Annotated in this window: 16 protein-coding genes; 3 read left to right on the plus strand and 13 right to left on the minus strand. The window is 61.0% G+C overall.

What is annotated here, in order from left to right; translation table 11 throughout:
* Nucleotides 1–267: 267 nt before the first annotated feature.
* The 7 genes from mdoH to ACVWVY_RS00450 all read right to left on the minus strand — a co-directional run bounded on the left by mdoH (nt 268) and on the right by ACVWVY_RS00450 (nt 8360).
* Nucleotides 268–2442 carry a glucans biosynthesis glucosyltransferase MdoH gene (gene mdoH, locus ACVWVY_RS00420; protein ID WP_456624554.1) on the minus strand — a complete coding sequence of 725 codons (2175 nt, stop codon included), beginning with the start codon at nt 2440–2442 and terminating at the stop codon, nt 268–270.
* Complete coding sequence (locus tag ACVWVY_RS00425) at nt 2430–3932, minus strand: glucan biosynthesis protein G (RefSeq protein WP_456624555.1); 1503 nt, start codon at nt 3930–3932, stop codon at nt 2430–2432. Before ACVWVY_RS00425 ends, mdoH begins: the two co-directional genes overlap by 13 nt.
* A 107-nt stretch (nt 3933–4039) precedes the next feature.
* Entirely contained in the window at nt 4040–4507 is a 468-nt protein-coding gene (locus tag ACVWVY_RS00430; RefSeq protein ID WP_456624556.1) for a hypothetical protein, read from the minus strand.
* 392 nt (nt 4508–4899) lie between these two features.
* Nucleotides 4900–5154: a hypothetical protein gene (locus tag ACVWVY_RS00435; RefSeq protein WP_456624557.1), complete on the minus strand. Its 255-nt coding sequence runs from the start codon at nt 5152–5154 to the stop codon at nt 4900–4902.
* Between the two features lie 308 nt (nt 5155–5462).
* Nucleotides 5463–6461 (minus strand): SIS domain-containing protein, encoded by a 999-nt coding sequence (locus ACVWVY_RS00440; protein ID WP_456624558.1) that lies wholly within the window; start codon nt 6459–6461, stop codon nt 5463–5465.
* 11 nt (nt 6462–6472) lie between these two features.
* Entirely contained in the window at nt 6473–7417 is a 945-nt protein-coding gene (locus ACVWVY_RS00445) for an N-acetylmuramic acid 6-phosphate etherase (RefSeq protein ID WP_456632052.1), read from the minus strand.
* Nucleotides 7418–7436: 19 nt separating this feature from the next.
* Nucleotides 7437–8360 (minus strand): BadF/BadG/BcrA/BcrD ATPase family protein, encoded by a 924-nt coding sequence (locus tag ACVWVY_RS00450; protein WP_456632053.1) that lies wholly within the window; start codon nt 8358–8360, stop codon nt 7437–7439.
* Nucleotides 8361–8531: 171 nt separating this feature from the next.
* Here ACVWVY_RS00450 and nagA point away from each other — a divergent pair, with 171 nt between their 5' ends.
* A complete protein-coding gene (gene nagA, locus ACVWVY_RS00455) occupies nt 8532–9617 on the plus strand; it encodes an N-acetylglucosamine-6-phosphate deacetylase (protein WP_456632054.1) in 1086 nt (361 codons plus the stop codon).
* Nucleotides 9618–10337: 720 nt separating this feature from the next.
* On the opposite strand, the gene ku is transcribed toward nagA, so the two are convergent.
* A complete protein-coding gene (gene ku / locus ACVWVY_RS00460; protein ID WP_456624559.1) occupies nt 10338–11471 on the minus strand; it encodes a non-homologous end joining protein Ku in 1134 nt (377 codons plus the stop codon).
* 399 nt (nt 11472–11870) lie between these two features.
* Here ku and ACVWVY_RS00465 point away from each other — a divergent pair, with 399 nt between their 5' ends.
* Together ACVWVY_RS00465 and ACVWVY_RS00470 are read left to right on the plus strand one after the other, a co-directional pair.
* Nucleotides 11871–12062 (plus strand): CsbD family protein, encoded by a 192-nt coding sequence (locus ACVWVY_RS00465; protein ID WP_135179626.1) that lies wholly within the window; start codon nt 11871–11873, stop codon nt 12060–12062.
* Nucleotides 12063–12660: 598 nt separating this feature from the next.
* The gene (locus tag ACVWVY_RS00470; protein ID WP_456624560.1) at nt 12661–12813 is read left to right on the plus strand and encodes a hypothetical protein; all 153 of its coding nucleotides are present in this window, start codon (nt 12661–12663) and stop codon (nt 12811–12813) included.
* A gap of 112 nt (nt 12814–12925) precedes the next feature.
* Here the strand turns inward: ACVWVY_RS00470 and ACVWVY_RS00475 are convergent, their stop codons facing one another.
* From ACVWVY_RS00475 to ACVWVY_RS00495, 5 genes are all read right to left on the minus strand, one after another.
* A complete protein-coding gene (locus ACVWVY_RS00475; RefSeq protein WP_456624561.1) occupies nt 12926–14545 on the minus strand; it encodes a peptidoglycan-binding protein in 1620 nt (539 codons plus the stop codon).
* A gap of 282 nt (nt 14546–14827) precedes the next feature.
* On the minus strand, nt 14828–15823 hold the full coding sequence (locus ACVWVY_RS00480; protein ID WP_456624562.1) for a L,D-transpeptidase family protein: 996 nt from the start codon (nt 15821–15823) through the stop codon (nt 14828–14830).
* A 12-nt stretch (nt 15824–15835) separates the two neighbouring features.
* Nucleotides 15836–16900, minus strand: a complete 1065-nt coding sequence (locus tag ACVWVY_RS00485; protein ID WP_456624563.1) for a glycosyltransferase family 4 protein — start codon at nt 16898–16900, stop codon at nt 15836–15838.
* Between the two features lie 137 nt (nt 16901–17037).
* Nucleotides 17038–17247, minus strand: a complete 210-nt coding sequence (locus ACVWVY_RS00490; RefSeq protein WP_456624564.1) for a hypothetical protein — start codon at nt 17245–17247, stop codon at nt 17038–17040.
* A 608-nt stretch (nt 17248–17855) separates the two neighbouring features.
* Nucleotides 17856–18476 carry a septal ring lytic transglycosylase RlpA family protein gene (locus ACVWVY_RS00495; RefSeq protein WP_456624565.1) on the minus strand — a complete coding sequence of 207 codons (621 nt, stop codon included), beginning with the start codon at nt 18474–18476 and terminating at the stop codon, nt 17856–17858.
* Between the last annotated feature and the right edge of the window lie 552 nt (nt 18477–19028).

Here is a 19028-nt window from a genome sequence, read left to right on the forward strand (position 1 = left end):
CACGGCAGATTCGCTCCGAGTGGAGGTGCAATTAGGTATTTTGGCCGGGAGGGTTGGCGATGGTGTCAAAGGCAAGCGGAAGTTGCACGCGGTAGTAGAGGCGCCGGACGCGTCCGACAAGACCGGATCAGCCGCAAGCAATTCGGGAGACGGCGTGTGCAACGGTTTTTCGCTCCCCCTCCGCTCCCCTTGCGCAGCTTCCGCCGCAATGCCGCCGGAGCTGCAGCCACTACTGCACTAGGCCCGAACCTTCACAGGGTTGAGCTCTCATAGCGAGACATGTTTATTGTCCCGCTCCCGGGACCGCGAGTTTCGTAAGGCGATCAGAGTGGCGAGAATGGATGGCGAACTGAGCACCGCAAATTGTTCCCGCCGGCTTAGAAAGCTCGATGCTTCCTCAAAAGTTTCGGCGTCTTCGATCTTTGCACGTGCGATCGCGAGATGTGGATCGACCTCACCACGCATTCGCGGCCTTTGATCCGAAAGGTTGTTCAGGTGCGCCTCCCGGAGGCCGGCGTCGTGGCCCAGCTCGTGCAACGGGCAGGTAATGGGCGGATGCGGTGCGTTGGCCAGTTCATTGGCTCTCGCCAGGACGGCCGGAGGCGCAGTCTGCTCAGGGGTCTTGAACAATCCGGGGCTTCGTCGGAAGCCCGCGGATGAGGACAGCATGGCAATCGGTATGGCCAGCAACAGGCCGAGGATCACCGGCATCATCCAGAGCAGCAACGGCAGCGACACGGCATAGGCGCTCACCGCCATGGCGATCCCAAAAAACGTCGGCGCGGCATAGGTGCGGACCGTGTCACGGTGCGAGACGCCGCCGTCGTCCCGGCGCTGAACCTGCCATCCGGCGTCACGTCCTAGCAGGACTTCGCTGACGGCGAAGGATTGGAAGATCATCATGACAGGTGCGGTCAGGCCCGATAGGATCGTCTCGGTGATGATGCCGGCTAGCACCCGAAAGGCGCCACCGAATTTCTCACGTGTATCGCGATCGGTCAGCAGCACGAGGAAGGCGAGCAGCTTTGGCGCGATCAGCATTCCCATCGTGCCGACGAACACCCAGGCCGCCAGAATCGGATCCTGCGCCGGCCATTGTGGAAACAGCGAGTATCCTTTCGGAAAGTACTCGGGCCGGACGAATTGCGCCTGCAGCGATACCAGGATTCCGGACACCAGAAAGATCAGCCAGAGCGGCGCGGTGAGGTACGATCCAATACCCGTCAGCAAATGAAGCCGCGAAATCCAGTGAAAGCCGCGTGTCGGAAGCAGCGCCAGATGCTGCAGATTGCCCTGGCACCAGCGCCTGTCGCGCGCGGCAAAATCCGAAAGGGTGGGCGGGGATTCCTCGTAGCTTCCGCCGAGCTTTGGCGCCATGTGGATGGCCCACCCGCCGCGCCGCATCAGCGCTGCTTCGATGAAGTCGTGGCTGAGAATATGTCCGCCGAACGGCTTGCGTCCTCCCAGTTCGGGAAGCCCAGCATATTGCGCAAAGGCACGGATACGGATGATGGCGTTGTGTCCCCAGTAATTACCTTCGGAGCCGTGCCACCATGCAATCCCGGCAGCCAGCAGCGGGCCGTATAACCGCCCGGCGAATTGCTGCCATCGCGCGAACAGCGATCTCGCATTGACGACGATGGGCAGCGTTTGGATCAAGGCCGCCTTCGGATGTTCTTCCATGGCTGCCACAAGGCGAACGATTGCGTCGCCGGTCATCAGGCTGTCGGCGTCCAGGATCAGCATGCACTCATAGTCGGAGCCGAACCGCCGTATCCATTCCTCGATATTGCCGGATTTGCGCGCGGTGTTTTCGGGGCGATGGCGATAGAAAATTCTGGCCGCGCTCCCGACCTCCTGCCGGAGCCGGAGGAAACACTTTTCCTCGGCGATCCAGATCGTGGGGTCGGTCGTGTCGCTCAGAACAAACCAGTCGAAATTTGCGTCGTTTCCGGTTTCCTCGACCGATTCATAGATTGCGCGCAGTCTCGCCAGCACGCGATACGGATCCTCGTTGTAGGTCGGCAGCAGCATCGCGGTCCGGCTGCGGATCGCCGGAAGGAGTGCAGCGGAATCGATGCCGAGTTCGTCGTTCTTCCGGAACAGCAGCACGGCAAAGCCCGCAAGCGCGGACATAAAGGAAAATGCGATCCAAGCGAATAGCAGCACGAATAGCCCCAGGATGATCGATTCCAGGATCGTGATGCCGCCGACCTTGAGGACGCTGTACATCTCGTAACAGCCTGCCGCGGTCAGAATGGCCGTGCCAGCCAGGATGAATGCACGCCGCGCCCACATCGGTGCAAAGCGGGGGGCGGGCGGCGGCGCAAACCGCCGCAATGGCTGGACCGCCATGTCCATCGGCGATTCCGCAGGCAGAAACGCGCTCGATGGAATACCGCCGCTCTCGGGCGAAGCACGCACTTTCGTTAGGGTGTCCATCGATAAACCCAGACCTCCGATACCGCTTCATTGTCCTGCATGAGTGATGCGCGGATTTCGACCGGGGCCTTTTCTTTCATTAATTCGAAACTCAGTCGCCAGCCACCGGTGGCGGGATTTGGCTGGGTAACAATGTTCTGGAGTTTGGCCTTCTCGGCCGTCACGACGCCGCGGAGCGTTTTGGGATCGACGGATTTCAGCTTCTCGCCGGTGACGTCGAGCACGAAGATGATGGCGTTGTCGCCCCTTGCGCCGATGCCGGTCCGGGAAACCCGTGCCAGCGCGGTCGGCTTGGGGGCGTCCGGTCCCCAGTGCAAGCGGTAGGTGTAGGTATGCTCGCTCTTCGCCGGCAACGGCGCTTTCGGTTGCCAGAAGGTTGCGATGTTGTCGTGAACCTCTTCGTTGGTTGGAATCTCGAGCAGCTTAACCGCGCCTTCACCCCAATCGCCGATCGGCTCCGCCCACAGGCTCGGCCGGCGTTCAAAGTTCGATTCAAGGTCCTGGTAGGCGGCAAAATCCTTTTGACGCTGCATCAGGCCGAAACCGCGCGGGTTGAGGTCGGCAAACGAGGAGACCTGAAGATCGCGCGGATTATGTAGCGGCCGCCAAAGCTCCTCACCCCGGCCGTTGAAGATCGCAAGGCCATCCGAATCATGGACCGACGGCCGGAAGTCGTCGACGTCCTTGCGGTCGTTCGGTCCAAAGAAGAACATGCTCGTCATCGGCGTTAGTCCGGCGCGGTCCAGATCAACCCGTGGATAGACCGCCATCTCAACATCGAACACGGTGGTGTCGCCGGGCCGGATGGTGAAGCGATAGGCTGCCGCAGCACTCTCGCTGTCGAGCAGCGCGTTCACAACAATGGAATTGGCGCCCGCCGCGGGTTTCTCGATCCAGAAGATCTTGAAGAACGGGAATTCCTCGCCCTTTGCTTCGCCGGTGTTGACAGCGAGGCCCCGCGCCGACAGGCCGTACAGTTGTCCCTTGGCTACCGCGCGAAAATAACTTGCGCCGAGAAAAACGCAGACCTCGTCGTAATAGTCGGGCTTGTTGATCGGCGCATGCAAGCGAAAACCGGCAAAGCCTAGGTCCACCGCGGGGCCCGGGGGCGTCAGGTCGCCGAACGAAAACAATGCGGGCTGGTAGACAATTTTTGAGGCCTGGCCGTTATTCACCTCGAAGATGTCGACCCGGTTCTTGTAGAAAAACCCGCGATGAAAGAACTGCGCCTCGAACGGCAGTTTTTCGCCGCGCCAGAGTGCACGCTCCGGCAAGAACCGGATCGCCCGATAGTGGTCATAGTCGATATCCCTGAGATTTTCGGGGAGGCTGTCATCGGGCGCCTTGTATGGCTTGGCGGCAAGGTCGCGGGCCATTTGCCGCACGGTGGCCCTGTCGAACGGCGCCGGCTGGGCGTACGCGCGCGCGAGAAGCTCGGGCGCGGCAACGGATACCAACGCCGAAGCAGCGAGGAAATCTCTGCGGTTCACGAAACAACCCTGCGGTTACCGACGGCGACCCTTTGCAACGCAGTGCACATCGCAGAGTTCCTCGTGTTGGAACTGGATTGCAGCTTTTTCCCGTGAAATTTGGGGCTCTAACCCCTAAGCGTGTGGCTTATCCGCGTGACAACGCTGTCCCACGGTCGCTTTTCCGCAGCAGGATGATTGATCAGCACGCAGTTCATGGCGCCGTTCGCCCGGTTGCACCGGTTATACCAGATGCGATCGTTGCGAATGCTGGACACGACGAAGAAATCCGTCGTCACCCGTTTGTAGATGATGCCGGCCGGCGGCCCTTTCTTTGCCAGGAATGTCGCGGGTGAATTGTTGTAGGGATTGGGCACGGACTGCACCGTCACATCGGTGCGGTTATCGTCGGTGAAAAAACGTCGCCCTGTTCCACCTTCCGGCGGGCCCGCATCTCGTGTGAAGATCGTGACCGGCATCTCGACGCTGGTTTTAGCGCTCGGGATCGCGTATCGCCGCCAATCTGTTTCGCCCGCAAACGCAAGCGTGGGCGTTAGGGCCAAAACTAGGACGACGGGCAGGCATTGCGAGCGCATGAAACGACCTCCGGTTCGAGTTGAGAACAATTCAATTCGCTCAGCCTTCGTTCCGGGTTGAATTCAGCAACCGTGCGAGTTCTCCAACGATTATTCTACACTGGACGGCAATGACTGAACTGTGAAAGGCGAATGTCGTACAGTCGCGAAGTCGGACGCAGGCACACCGAAGCGAGGCTTTCGTATGCCGCTTCGGTCAACTACCCGCGTGCGGAGCTCACCCTTCTCAAGATTCGAACTTGGCACGACAGATACTGAATCTATCAGCGACATTTGCCGGATATCCCCCAGGGGACGCGCTTACCGCGCAGTTTTTGGCCGAATGCCAAAGACTACAAATCGCAGCTGAATCACATAGGTTTCGACCGCCGCTCGGCTGGCCTTCAATGCAATCAATTTCCAAAGAAGCCGCCACCAAAACCCTGCGGATCTTTGTCACCACCTGAAGCCATAATGCCTGGCCGCTGATGTTGCTGTTCTTGCTGCTGCATCGCTAGGCGAGTTGCTTCTCGCTTCGCTCTGCGCTCTGCCACCCTCTTGCGACGTCCACGTTGTTGATATTCACCCTTTCGTTGTTCGGCCCGCTTGGCCGATTCATTCAGCTCTATGGGCTGCTGAATTTCTGTAGTGGGGATGGCCTGCGGCACGGGTTCGAGTCCGGCTGCGGATGGTTGTGGCGGTTGTGCTGATTCAGCTTATGCGGGGAGGATAATGCGCGCCGGCGTCGGCAACGAACCGGCCGTGGATCGAGCTGTGATAGAAGGGGCCGGTTCCATGGCATTCTTCGCCAGCAAAAGGCCACCGCCGAAGCCTATGGCTAGAATGACGAACGTTGTTCCGACCCCGACAAAGAATGCTCGCGCGTTCGACGCCATGATGGTCACTCCCGTTATGCCACGAACGCTGGAATCCAGACTCCGTTCCGGCTCGGGAAAAATAAGAAAGCTGATTTGAGTCAAAAGGTTTCGGTAATTTTGCTAAGGCGAGGGGGACGATCCGGATCGAATCCGAAGGCGCGCGCTGCCTGCTCGATCATTTGGTAGGCCGGGACAAGCATAGTGATCGCGTCGGTGGCGGGATCATCCTCCGCAAGCCACTGCAACGAGCTAAGCGGACCTCCAACTAGATGCACCCCAATATTTTGCGCACGCAATTCCTTAGACAGTGCATCCACCATCGGAGCCGTTTTGTCCATCAGGCGCATCATAATTATCGGCGTGCGCGATGATAAAGCGGCTCGCGGGCCATGCTGCAGCTCGGCGGCGGAAACACCGATCGAAGGCAGGCGGAGGACCTCGGAAAGTTTCAGAGCGATTTCGCGCACTGAGCCCAGCGCCAGGCCTCGCCCCGCCACGAAGACTGCCGATGCGGCAGCGAGATCATCTGCGATGTACGACCAGTCGAGCGGAAACGCACGAGTAAGGCGCCCGGGCAGCCTTTCGAGGGCGCCTCTGAGCGCGCCATCACCGGCAAGCTCAGCAATGAGCGCAACGCCCGCGGCCATCGAGCCGATCACGGTCTTCGTGGCCGCGACGGAGTGCTCATGACCGGCCCCGATAGGAATGACGAACTCTGCCGCATCGGCCACCGGCGAAGTGGTCGCGTTGACGATCGCGATGGTGCGAGCGCCCGCCGTGCGCGCAGACATGGTTGCCTCAACGAGATCCGGGCTGCGTCCGGATTGAGAGATCACGATGAACAACGCATCGCGCAGTTTCAAGGATGTGCGAAACGCCGTGATAACCGAAGGCGCACTTGCCGAGACCGGAAGGCGAAGCCGGGTCTCGATGAGATACCGTAGAAAAATGCCGGTGTGTCCCGAGCTTCCGCGGCCGCAGACGACGCACAGGGGCGCGGAGTCGGCCCCGATCCGACCTGCGATGTCGCGTGTTGCGGACCGATTAGCGACAATTCTAGCGACGACATCGGCGCTTTCTCTGATTTCGCTGGCCATCGCTGACATCGTCACGGCTCAACCGCCCAATCTCGCTTGCGCACAGAGGCTGTCTTGGCAGGAGGGTTTTTCTGTTTGGCAAGCTCGGCAAAAACCCGACGAAGATTGCCGTCATATTGTCTCAAGATGGTCTCGGCTTCGGCTGTGTCCGCTCCAAGCGTCAGAAGGACGGCCACCTTGATTTCCCCCTCCGCCTCTTCAAGCGCGCGTGCCGCCTGCGCGGGATCGCAATCCGCAATCTGTGACACCATGGCCTCCGCCCGTCGCTTCAGCTTGGCGTTTGTTGGCAGCATGTTCACCATCATGCCGCGATAGACCCGCCCGAGCCGCAACATGATGCCGGAGGAGATCAGGTTGAGGACGACCTTCTGCGCAGTGCCCGCTTTCATCCGTGTCGAGCCCGCGATCAGTTCGCGGCCGGTCTCGACCAATATTGGGAACTTTGCCGTTTTCAGTAGTGCGGTGCCGGGATTGTTTGCGACACCAATCGTGACCGCACCGGAGGAGCCTGCTTGCTGCAATGCAGCCACCGTGAATGGCGTCGTGCCGCTGGCAGAAACCGCGATCACCACGTCGTGCAGTGTCAGTCGTGCAGCCTTGACCTGCTGTATTGCGTCGCCGACATCGTCTTCGGCACCCTCGACGCTGGTGACGAACGCGGTCTCGCCACCCGCGACGATGAAGCCGACACGTGTGTTGGGCCAGGCAAAGGTCGGCATCAGTTCGGCGCCGTCCTGAACGGCAACGCGACCCGAGGTACCAGCGCCAACGTAGATAATACGTCCGTGATCGCCGAGCGCACCTTTGGCGGCTTCGGTTGCACCCGTAATTGATGGCAGCGCAGGGCCGATCGCCGCGATGGCCGCAAGCTGGCCCTCCCACATGGCCTCCATCGCGGAAGAAAGCTGCCATGCATCAAGATCGGCAAAGCGCGGGTCTACTTCTTCGGTCGCCATGTATCTGATCCATGCTTTCTCAAACGCAAAACTTCGTAGCCTGTTTATGGTTGATGTCCTTTGTAGGCAGTGCGATCCGCCCTCGCGCCACGAGCAATGCGCCGGCCGCCGCATCGGCGACGGGACGTCTCAGGCGGGCACGCAGATCCGGCGTCAGCCACGGCGCAATGGCCTCGGCGAGCCCGCCCACCAGCGAGAGCCGCTCGATTCCTTGAGCCAGGAACAGATCAAGGAGATCGCCGATGGCATCGGCCGCGCGTTCGACGATGCGACGCCCTACTGGGTCGCCCTCATTGGCGTGCCGGATCACGATTGGCGCGAAGGCCGCATAGTCCGTCGCTCGGGCTTCCTCGGACCAGGCGACCGCCTGGTAGGGATCCGAATCGAATGCGGCCAGCACCTCCGAAAGCAAGGGGGTCATCTCAAAGCGCCGGTCCGCTGCCCGCAGCGCCAATCGCACGACCTGCAAACCTATATCGGCGCCGCTGCCTTCATCGGAGACCGGGAAGCCATAGCCTGCGATGCGGATTTCTCGGCCGCCGATCAGACCGACCCCGACCGACCCGGTGCCCGCCACCACAATGGCGCCGTCCGCCCCGTTGTGGGCACCCAGACAGGCCGCCACGCCGTCGCTGATGAAGATTCTCGACGCAAACGGATGCCCGATATTGTTGAGCGCGGCTTCCGCACCCCTGCGGCCAATGCCGGCGAGCCCAATTGCCGCGTGCACCCGCGCAAAATCATTACCCGCGACGCCGGCTTGGGCGGCCGCCGCCTCGGCGGCCTCCATGATGGACCGCCACGCTTTGTCAATGCCGATCCGCGTCGTGGCGGGTCCCGAGTTCGCCGCGCCCAGCAGCCGGCCGTCCTCGTCCTCAATACGGGCGCGGCAGCGAGTTCCGCCGCCGTCTACGCCCAGATACGTGGTCCCTAATGTTCCCATGAACGTTAACGCAATAGCGGCGTTCAAGGTCCTTGAACCGCTCCTTGAGTACGTACGAGTTTAATTGCGGCAATCGCCCCAACAGTTTGCGATAGTGCACGCGGGTGAACACTGATGGCTGACTCTGCCTCTCTCACGATTGCCGCTGAGCGCATTTTCGACGGCCATGACATGCGTGGCAGCGGGTCGGTTGGTATTTCGGAGGGGCGGATCGAGCACATCAGCCTCGGGGCCTCGGGAAAGGGCGCAACTGTCCAGCTTCCCGCCGATGTGATCCTTGCACCCGGATTGATCGACGTGCAGGTGAACGGAGGCGGTGGGGTGCTTCTCAACGACCAGCCGACAGCGGTTGGCGTGCAGCGCATCGTCGCGGCTCATCGTAAGTCGGGCACTACCGGCTGCTTGCCCACCCTCATCACCGATCGAATCGAGATCATGGAGCGCTTGGCTGGCGTCGCTTCCGCCTGCCTGAAAATTCCCGGCGTCCTGGGTTTCCATCTCGAGGGGCCGGCACTCAACAGGTCACGCAAGGGCATTCACCTAGATTGTGAAATCCGCTTGCCGGATGAACGCGATCTCGCCGCGATCAGAAGTTTTGGCAGCTATGGCCGATCGCTGGTGACGGTGGCGCCGGAATGCATGCCGAAATCCATGATCGAGGAATTGGTCGGCGCCGGACTGCGCGTCGCGGCCGGCCATAGCGAGGTAACCGCAGCCGAGATGGATCGGGCAACCAACCTCGGAGTTTCCGGCGTGACACATCTATTCAATGCCATGTCACAGCTGAGCGCGCGGGAGCCGGGGCTCGTCGGCGCGGCCCTTGGGGACGATAGGCTGTTTGCAGGGATCATCTGCGACGGAATCCACGTTGATCCCACCGTCTTGCGCATTGCCGTCCGTTGCAAGGGCCCAGGGCGATTGATGCTGGTCACGGATGCCATGCCGCTGGCCGGAACCCATGAGCGGCAATTCCTGCTGCATGGAAGGCAGATCACGTTGCATGAAAATCGCCTGACCGCCCCCGACGGTACGCTTGCGGGGGCTCACCTCACCATGATCGAGGCCGTGCGGAACGCGGTGACCCTTCTTGAAATCCCGCTTAGCGATGCCCTTGTCATGGGCTCCCGGACTCCGGCGGCATTCCTCGGCCTGGAATCGGAGCTTGGGCGGATCGCACCCGGATATCGCGCGGATCTCGTCGCCTTCAACAGCAACTTTGAAGTTTTCCGCACGTGGGTGGATGGTATCGGTTGGTAGGCGCGAGTGAAAGTAGTTCGCACCGAGGCTAGTTGCGCAATCATCCGATCATCTTGCAAAAATATGGCGTCGCCTGAACGCGCGGAGGTGAGGTTGCCTCGAACCGCGCCGACAGCTCGGCAGCGGGTCACCGCCGCGCGGTGGTTTGTCCGCGATGGCAACACCGCGATTGCCTTTTCGCGAGCCTTCCACCAAGCAGCAACTTCGGCAACAATCTCGTCCCATATCAGGGTTGGCAGATCAGCGGCCGCGAGCCTAACCATGTACCGATCCCTCGTTCTGTCCTCAGCCCATTCCGCCGCGGCAAAGTCGAATCCGAAGCTTCCCGCGTGGCGTATCGGGAGACCTCTGCCTTTGAGGTCGGCACACATCTCCGCAACGACCTCGCGCGCGGCTTTCTCGTCGTTCAACCGTGCAGGCGCCAATGTCAAATATAGCCCATGCGCGAAATGAAAATTCGGCGGCGAAGACGGACAATGATTGATAGAAATGGCCCCTCATGCGCTTGCCGTTCTTCAAAACGGCGCAGATCCGCTTACTCGTCAAGAGCGGTAAGTCCGATTCCCGACGAAGGGGGGAAAATGCGCCGGGTGGCAGGGCCGCCTAATAATCGGAAAGCCTTCTTGGTCTCAGCCGAAAGCCTATTCACCAAGATTTGTTCCGTGCACATGAACCTCTAATAAGCCGAATACGCTTCCTTGCGCCACGCGAGGGAAACTTTCATCGTGCTTTCGGCGCCCAGGCGGGAGGGAGTGCCGACTGCTTTGCCCTGCTGCCCCTCGGCGCGGCCTTTGCCTTAGGCTCAGCGGCGATGCTGCGGCGAAGCGCGTCCATAAGATTGAAGACATTCTCCTGCGAGGGTTTGACCGCAGGCATGTGCGCCGGACGCTTCGCCTGCTTCTTACGCAGAATGCGCACGAGGGCGCTGCGGTAATGATCGCTAAGCATAGACGGATCGAATTCTGCCGATTTCGTCCTGATGATGTGCTGCGCGAGCTTCATCATCTCTGCCGGAAGCTTCATCTGCGGAATTTCGCTGAAATAATCGTCTGCGCTGCGTACTTCATGCGAAAATCGCAGCGTCACACCGCGGAGCCCTGCGCCCATGGGCTCGACAAGAAACGGCCGCTCGCGCGAAGACAGTACGATGCGCCCTAGCCCGATGAGGCCCTCACGGCTCATCGCGTCGCGGATGACCGCGAAGGACTCTTGTCCGATCTCCTCGCGCGGCACGATGTAGTAAGGCTTCTCAAAATATCGTGCGTCGATCTGTCCCCCCAGCAGAAAGCGCTCGATCTCAATAGTACGCGTGCTTTGCGGACGCGGGGCGTGGGCGATCTCCTGCTCTTCATCATCCTCGCTCTGTGCCTCGTCCTGCTCGTGCAATCCAGCGGGGACGGTCGGGGGACTTTCTCGTCGGGACGGCTCGGCAAATTCCAGAGTGCCGGTCGGCGGACGCTCACTCCGCGCCCGCGCAAGGTCGCGGTCCTCAACCAGCAAAAACTCGTGCTCGCCTATCTCGTATCCACGCGCCTTGTTTGATGAATCCACAGCTTCACCGGTGACGGAATCAACGAGCTTGTGCCTGAGACGATGACCGGTACGTCGGTTGACCTGCCGGAATGAGATGCGCTCAGCAGGAGAGGTCGCGGGGTAAAGCGCGATCGGACACGAAACAAAGGACAACTTCAGATAGCCCTTCCAGTAGGCGCGGGACGCAGGCAAGGAAAACTCCAACGCGACAAGGACACGCGGACTAACGGGCCAAAGCCACGAGAGTTTCAAGGCATTCGTGCTGTGTTCCGCATTTTGCGCCACTGTCCGGCGATTACCCTGTGTCTTGTGCGTAGCCATCGCTGAATCGTGCCTCCTCGTTCCGACCGCACACGGCGTCAAACACAAACCATCACGGCACAGGAGTTCAGGGCCTCAACCTCCGCAGGATCAGATCGTCCTTCATTTCCCCGGGAGCGGGACAACAAACATGTCTCGCTCTGAGAGCTCAACCCTGTGAAGGTTGAGGCGCCGTTTGATTCTGGAAACCTCCGGGCTGTAGAGCCAATCCATCGGCTGGAAAGCGTCTAGCTCCAGCGAACGTTCAAATCCACCCACGGGCTTCGACCTCAACGGCTCGTCCAGATAAGGGGCATGTCTGCGAACGTTGCGGCGACCGCGCTTCAGGTAATGTCCTCCAAGGAACCCCTGCGCAACTCTTTCGTTGTCCCGTATCGCAGACAGCAAAGGAACACGATCATGGATCGCGAACATGTGAAGGGCGCTGCCGACAAGGCAAAAGGCGCCATCAAAGAAGGTGCCGGTAAGCTCAGTGGTGACAAGGACATGGAAACCGAAGGCAAGATCGATAAGGCCAAGGGATCCGCCCACAACGCCGCGGGAGATGTGAAGGATGCAGCGCGGGACGCCGCTGACGCCCTCAAAAAATAAGCGAGAGGGATGACCAAGAACTAGCCGCCTCCGGGCGGCCTTTTCTTTGCACTGAGCGATGGCTAGAGCAGTCTGCTGGTCGAATGGTTTACGCGAGTCGATCATCAGCCTTCCGCCTTCCGGCATGGCATCACGGGCATTGATGGCCAGGTTGATGATCGAGGCCTCCAGCTGGACCGGATCTACCTCCGTGAACGTATCGATCCGGATTTTTCTCTCCCCACGATCTGATCAGGAGGGCCGTGGCCTGGGTGACGACCTGGTTGACGTCGAGGGGCTTTGGAGAAAGCGGCTACCGGCAAGAAGGCAAGTAGCCGCACGAGCTGCGACGCGCGCGCGGCGCCAGTGAGCGCGTTGCGGGCCTGCCGATGTCTTGTCGTCCTCGGGCGTGCGCCGGACGATGGCTTCGAGGTTGCCCATCACGATCGACAGCAGGTTGTTGAAATCATGCGCGATGCCGCCGGTGCGGCGTCGCTTATTCCCCTCGACGCTCGAAAACAGCAGTTCGATCTCTTCGAAGACCTTGTTGGTAATGCTCGACCGCGATGTCTAGCGAACGTGCGATCCGCTCGTCCGCAGACCGCGACACGAAGCGGTAGTGCTGCAGGCTGGCGACGGCCAGCACGAACATGCCTCCCACGACGTGGCGGCCATGATGAGCCTGAAGCTGGTGGTAGCTGAGGGCGGCGATGAGCCACTTTGGCTGCTGGTCGAAGGACGAACTCGAGACAGGAAGGACAAGTCTGTCTAGCCTCGTCGGAGAGTGGTTGCGGCTTAGTTTCGGTGGGAGCACCGAGCCCCGTACATAGCCAAGGAGCACAAGCAAGGAGCCCCGCCAAAGGACGGAGCTCCTTGCACGAACGCTAGTTCTTGCTCGAACCGGAGCCCGACGACGAACTCGGCGACGTGCTCTGGTTTGCGCTTGGCTGACTGGCCGTCGATGAGCTTCCGCTCTGCGAGGAGGACTGACCTGTCGTGTTCGACTGATCGGGCGCGGTCTGTCCCGCCGTCGAAGGCGGCTGGTTCTGCGCCTGGCCCGAGCTCTGGTTCGGCGTCTGACCGGCCGCGTTCTGCTGGTTGGAGGGCTGGCCCGTCTGGCTCTGAGCGGTGCCGGTCTCGGTCTGTCCCTGACCCGTGGAGGTCTGGGTGCCGGTAGAGGTGCCTGTCGACGTCTGAGCGCCGGTCGAGGGAGACTGCGACTGGATGCTCTGACTTGCCTGCTGGCTCAGCCGGCCGGAGACGCCAAGCGACGACACCGTGCGCATGTCGATGCTGCCGGTCACCGCAATCCCTTGCTGGCGCTGATACACGGTGATGGCTTCGCGGGTATCCGGACCCCAGATGCCGTCGGCTTCACCATGCAGCACGCCACGCTCGATCAACACGCGCTGGATCACACGAATGTCGTCAGGCGGAAGATCAACCACGGCAACTTGCCCGCCGCCGCCGTGACCGCTGCCACCGCCGGCGAAGCGAGCGCGGGGACCGACCGGAACCACATCGACAATGCGGCGCTCGCGGTCGACGATCACGACCTCGTCTTCCACGACGAAGAAGCTATCGTCGCGATAGGCAGGGAACACGTCGATCAGCGCCGGATAGGTCGAGACAGAGGCGATAGTCACGCTCGAGGGGACCGCGATGCCGGCGCGAACCTGGAAATTGACCGAGTTCGCGTTGACGCGCGGAGCGTTGCTGGCTTGCAAAACGGATTGTTGCAGCGTCGTCCGCTGCTGCGCCGTCACGTTCTTGCCGCTCTGGGTCTGGGCGTTGGCCGTGGTCTGACTCTGGGTCTGAGCCTGCGTGTTGGTCTGGCCCTGGGCCGCGTTCTGGCTGGTGCCGGAGTTCGAATTTCGGTCCTGGGCGCTCTGGCCGGATCCGCTTTGCTGGCTATTGGACCTGCTGTCAGCCTTGGCGTCGGCCTTGCCCTTGTCCTGCGTGCGGTCTTCCGACCGCTGCATATTGTCGCGCTCGGACTTGCCGTGACCGGCTGTTTGATCCTTGTCCTTCTGGCCGTGCTGCTGCGCCCGATCCTTGCTGCTGTCGCGCTGTTCCTTGTTGGACTCCTGCGAATGACGCGCATTGTCGCGGTCGGAGTCACGCTCGGATCGCCCCTGGCCCACCGCCTGACCCTTGCTGCTGTCGCGCGGGCCTTCGGCTCGGCCACGCTCTTGCGTGCCGGACTCCTCGCGCTGCGCGCGGCTGGACTCGCTGCCGCGTGCGGAGGAACCTTCGGCCCGGCCGCTCTCGCGAGATTCGGACCCGCGGCCCTGCGTCATTCCTTCGTTGTGGGAAGCGCCTTCCCTGCCGGAAGCGCCACCGCCCATTCCGCCACCGGAATGGCCACCCGCCGATATTCCCTTTTCGCTCGCCGCGCCGCCGGCACCGCCCGGGCCACCAACGCCTTGCGCTGACGCAAGGCCCACGCCGGCGAGCAATACTGCCGTCGTGACTAGAAACCTGCTGCTCATTCTATTCATCATCGAATTTCTCCTCCTTGGTTGCTCGCTCGCTTTCCATTTGGGTTGACGCTGGACAGATCGACGCCACTTCAGGACGCGAGTGTCCGTCCTGAGCAACTGGGCGGGGATGCAATCGTTCCGGTTACCGACGATCGTCGATAGTTGAATTCTGGCAATGCCGATGAACCATATCGTCATCAACAGATGGAATTGACCTGAGGCTCAGCCAAGGTCCGTCGTTCACCGCCGCGAGGGCGTTCCCGGCGGTGCTTTCGCGATCTCTCTCGATAAGCCCGCCAGACCTCAGGGACGGTCGGCGGCGAATTCCACGGGCGTGCCTTTCGACACTCGCGCGGCCACGCGCTCGGCATCCCAATTCGTAAGACGCACGCAGCCGTGCGATTCCGCCTTCGAGACTTTTCCAGGTTCGGGCGTGCCGTGGATCCCGTATCCTTCCGCCGACAAGCTGATCCACACCGTGCCGACGGGATTGTTGGGGCCCGGCTTGATCGTGAACGGTTTGTCGGAACGCACGCCCTTGAAGTGGTAATCCGGATTGTAGCGATAGGTCGGATTTCGGCTCACCTCGGTCACCTTCAGCGTGCCCGACGGCGACGGCTTCTCTTCGCTTCCGATGGTGGCCGGATAGAAGCCGATCAGGGCGTTGGACTTGTCGAACAGCTTGACGGTCTGCCGCGTCTTGTCCACCTCCACTCTATCTGCCTTCGCGGATTCACTGTTCTCCCCGACGCCCGTATCCACCACCACGATGGTTTCGCCGGCGCGGTCGAACTTCTTCCCGGGATTGAGGGCTGTCAGAAGCTGCTCGCTCATGTGAAACTTCTCGGCGATGGCCTCTCTGGGACTCGTGTAGCCGAGTTTCGGAATGTCCTTCATGTCCTCCATTTTGGGAGGAAGCTTCTCTAGGAACGGACCGGCCACGTCCTTCTCCGTGATCGTGTAATCCGAGGTGGCCGACCGATCGTCCGCGCGCAGGGCCTTCCAAACTTCCTCCGTAGGCCGATCGGCGCTAGGCAATTGTTGAGCCTCCGCGTAGGCCCGCAAGGCCTTCCTCGCATTCTCTCCGAACTTGCCGTCGATCTCACCCGGCGAGAAGTGCGCCCTGTCGAGGAGGACCTGCAGCCGGACGCCGGCAGGCGTGGCCTTGTCCTTGGAGAGCGATTTTTTCGAGGGCTCGGCAGAATTGATCGTATCGGGGCTGAGTTCGGCCGCGAATGCCGGATTCGCGGCGAACACCGCTATTAAGACGAGTGCCAGGTTTACTCTCGAAGACCACATGTGCTGTCCTTTTCATTTGGCCGCTGTCTCGAAGACGCCCGCCTCGGCTTCAGCGTTGGCAACCAGGTCGCGGTAGCGTGCCTCGTACTCTCTCGCCATCCGGACGGCCGTGAAGCGCTCCTCGAAACGGGCGCGGATAATCCGTCGGTCGAGACGCGGCAGCTCGCGGACGGCTCGGATGGCCTCTTCCTCGCCATCTACGATGAAACCGGTCACGCCGTCCTCGATGACTTCCGGCACGGAACCGGAGCGGTACGCGATCACGGGCGTCCCGCACGCCATCGCCTCGATCATAACCAGACCGAACGGCTCGGGCCAGTCGATCGGAAATAGCAATGCGGCGGCGCCGGCCAAGAAAGGCTGCTTCTTCTCGTCGTCGACTTCGCCGACCAGAGTTACCCTTTCGCCATCGATGTGGGGCTGCAGCTGCCTCTTAAAGTAGGCGGTTTCGGCCCTCGGAATTTTGGCGGCGATGCGCAGCGGCATTCCGACAGCTTCCGCGATGCGAATGGCATCCTCCGGCCCCTTCTCCGCGGTCAAGCGCCCTAGGAACGCCAGGTAGGACCCTTGATCGTAAGAAGGGCTGAATAAGCCGCAGGGCAAGCCGTGATGGATCCGTGCGATCCATCTGGCCTCCGGAAGCTGTCGGCGCTGGTTGTCGGAAATCGCGACGAACCCCGCTCCCGAAAACTCCCGAACGACGTCGGGCAATCCCGGAAGGTCCAGCCGACCATGCGCCGTCGTGAGAAACGGCACTCCGAGCCGGCTGAGCAGTGGGAGCGGTAGCCAGTCGACGTGGAAGTGAATGACGTCGAAGTCGGCGGCGCGTTTGGCGATCACTTCCAGAGAAAGGGCGCACGCGGCGCTCGGGTCTGCGCCCTTGCGACCGAGTCGCAGCGCCCTCGGCCACACCGAATGGAGCTTTCCCTCGGTCCGGGAGTCGCCGCTCGCGAACAGCGTGACATCGTGGCCGAGCCCCACCAGCTCGTCTACCACCCAGGCGACCACACGCTCGGTGCCGCCGTAGAGCTTTGGAGGCACGCTTTCGGCAAGAGGAGCGAGCTGGGCGATGCGCATTCGTTACCCGGCCTCCCCGAAGACGGCGCGCATGACCCAGGTCACGGCACCCGATATCAGGTAGGACACGGCCAGAAGCGTCCACTGAGGGCGAGCGCTGCGGAAGACGATCCACTCCGCCAGTCTCGCCAGCGGCCTCAACATTCGTCTTCAGGAAGCCGCGCGAGATAGGCGAGGCCGAAGCTTGCGAGCTCGTCCACCTCCTCTTCGCGCGCTTCGCATCTCCCTTGGAGATGACGCTCGAGCAGGCAGCGACGACTGTCGGCGACATCGACACCATCATGGGTCGCGGAAAAGATGGACCAGGCCGTTTCGACCGCCGTCCGCAAGGTAACAGTGTCGACCATTCAAGCTCCGAGCGCGGAGACATCAGTCCTTGGCAACTCGCCGAAGTGCGAAATGTTTCCACTTTTTCCCGGGTAACCGCACCATCCGAACTGACGCAACCCGAACTGACGCAACGCAACCGCGGCGCAGATCTTTGCGTCACGGCCGGGATTGGCCAGTCGCCACGCCTTATCCGCGATCTTCGAGCACGCGGCGATCCGGCATTAGGAAGGTCGAAGAGCCCGCTAGAGGTGTCCCGCGGCAGCGGATCGCTTAGAGAGCTCCTCCCGCGCCAGTCAGTGCGAGTTTGTACTTTTCGGAGCTCCTGTAAGCAATCGATGCAGGAGCTTCGATGAACACCCCCATGACCCTCTCCCTAACCGGCTCACGAGGCGACCTAGACCCGTTCCATCAGCGCTTTGCTTTCGTGAACTAGGAAGTGATTTCGGACGGGTTTGCCCGAGCGCCTCTCTATCGCTCGCAACCGATCCATGCTTGTTGAAGCTCTTTGGTTGGCGCAGGTATGCTAAGGCGAAGAATCACTATTTAGCCAGTGACAAACTGATCCGGGTGACAACCGCATCCCATTCGCGGTCCTCTATGGCTGGGTAGTTGATCAAGACGCAGTTCATGAACCGGTTGGCTTGGTGGCATGGGCCCCAATCTGTTGGGCGTTAACCTCTAACCGAGACGGCCCCCTTCGTACTAAAGCACCTCGGCGCGAACCCGAGCCACGCCTTTTTCTGAGATCCCCAAATTGCGGCGCAGCGCCCAGTGAAAGGTCGAGGACGCGGTCGCGGATCCATGGACCCCGGTCGGTGATACGAACCACGACGGACTTGCTGCTTGCGAGATCAGTTACGCGAACTTTCGTGCCGAAGGGTAGATTGCGATGGGCAGCGGTCAAGGAATGCCGATTGAACGGCGAACCACTCGCTGTTTTTCCTCCTGAATATGAATAGTAAGAAGCTTTTCCGGAGAACACTCGTTTGGAAGATCGACGGCCTGAGCGAACATCCGGCCGAACCGTCGGTTCTCCACCCCCAGTCCGCTCTGACGTATTTTGAGTCTCTGACCGCTCTTGCGTATCTTGCTTTGCCTGGTCGGAAGCCTCAGGAGCCGGTTCAGCGTGGGCTTTTGGAATGATAGACCATCTATCATTGAAGGTCTGTGCTGCGACAGTATTAGCAGGCGCGCATAGCCAAACCGGGATTGAGACTATGGTTACTATTCCAAAAAGCACCCTCATGAACGGCCTCACGCCCAATGTAAAAACAGAAGAACAACGCAAGCCCACAGTACTCTGTTCCTACCCCTGGATGGTTAGATGCGATAAAGGTGATTCGATACCATCCAGCGCTTAGGCGCAACGCAGCAAGTCACTATTCGCACCGTATCTCAGGGAGAGTTCATCGCGCCCGTCGTCTCTCCACCTTCTAGGGGACATCGGTTGGGGCCCGCAAATATGGGCAGGTCAGGTGCGGGAAAACGGCGCAGGCCAAGTCCACCAGCGATGTTAGCGGCGCGCAGTTCGGATTACCTTGGAGGCGTAGCCGCGCTTGCCTCTCGGTGGACGTAGCCCCCATCGTATTTTCGAATATCTGATCGGGGCCAAAACCTTGCCGCGCCCCGAGTTGCGTGTGGGGTGCCCAGATTTCGTATCCGGGTAAGATTGCGCTTTGCCAGACAGACCAAAGATCTGAAACATTGACCCGCGCTCCTGTCATTGCCAAGCCGCTTGCGACGATCATCGCTTTGTTGTTTCCGTGCTCCCCAGAAGCTCCCCCTGCTTTCGCTTAAT

Source organism: Bradyrhizobium sp. URHC0002 (genome assembly GCF_054059515.1).